1 protein-coding gene and 1 pseudogene are annotated in these 1,086 nt (G+C 51.8%); both read left to right on the forward strand.

Annotated features, from left to right (window positions below):
• The first annotated feature begins 176 nt into the window (after nucleotides 1–176).
• Complete coding sequence (locus PAF17_RS20045) at nucleotides 177–326, forward strand: hypothetical protein (protein WP_271890820.1); 150 nt, start codon at nucleotides 177–179, stop codon at nucleotides 324–326.
• Between the two features lie 409 nt (nucleotides 327–735).
• Nucleotides 736–915: pseudogene (locus PAF17_RS20050) on the forward strand (transposase); the annotation flags it as partial.
• Between the last annotated feature and the right edge of the window lie 171 nt (nucleotides 916–1,086).

Raw genomic sequence — 1,086 nt, forward strand, 5'->3', positions numbered from 1 at the left:
AAGGTTCAAGACGCGCCATCTGGGCATCGCTCAACCAGAAAAGATCAGACATGGTCACCGCTCTCTTTTTTGCGGTGAATCACGAACCCCCAAACAAATCAATGGGTCCTGAGCCTAGTTGACCTGCGATCATGTATGCATAATTTCCTTCCCTGACATTGTTCAGGGGAGGGGGCATGCGCGAAGTTATTGTAGTTGGAAACGGCCTTGGAATGGCGCTTTCCCCGGATGACTATTCCCTTACCAATGCACTTACCGCTTCTTGGGCAGACAAAGAAGCTGACAGACAATCAGAGGCAGCTTATATCGCGCTGCTTGCCGCGTAACGGCGAGGTCCAAGATGAAAATAGTGAAGACAGGCCCCCGCCAACGAGCACGAACTCGAAACACTGCAAAAGGTCTTGGTTGCCTGCGACGAACTTTTGCGGATTGGCAAGAACGACGATGTTCACTGGCTGACCGATGAGCGAAAGAATTTCCATCTGCAATTAGAAGCTATGTTCATCGGACAGCCGCACTGCTTTTTCAAAAGTACAACTAGATTCCTGATAGTTTCTTCAACCCGCTCTTAACTCATATCCTTGATAGCCGGTCGCATATCGCAACGCTGAACTACGATGGTTCGTTTTATCAAAGGCTGATCTGCTCAGATGCGATGATTGGCTTCAACTGGCTTTGTGGCACAAACCGCCATCAGTGGTTCATCGTTTGAATCCAGTTTGACAGCTTTTCGGCATGAGTGGTTGGGCCCCGACGAAGTGCAAGACCCGGAACTGGCCTTCGTCCAACACAGCACTAAAGCAGCGCGAATCGCTGTCCATTTGGTTTGATCCCGATATGATCTGGGCACCGCCGCCGAACGGCAGGCGTGGTTGGCAACAACGGTTCAGTGATACGGCGATCCAGACCTGCCTGGCCCGGTTTTTTTAACCAGTTTTCCGCCGAGCTAAGATATAGCTTTGGTTTTACGTCAGGCGGCGATCTTCAGGTTCGGGGTCCGGCGACCATAGGCCTCGTCGGGCGTCAGCAACCCATGCGATGAGTGTGGGCGTTTTTCGTTGTCGTAGCTGATCCAGGTGCCGATGC

The sequence above is a fragment of the Paracoccus onchidii genome (genome assembly GCF_028294535.1).
Taxonomy (GTDB): Bacteria; Pseudomonadota; Alphaproteobacteria; order Rhodobacterales; family Rhodobacteraceae; genus Paracoccus; species Paracoccus onchidii.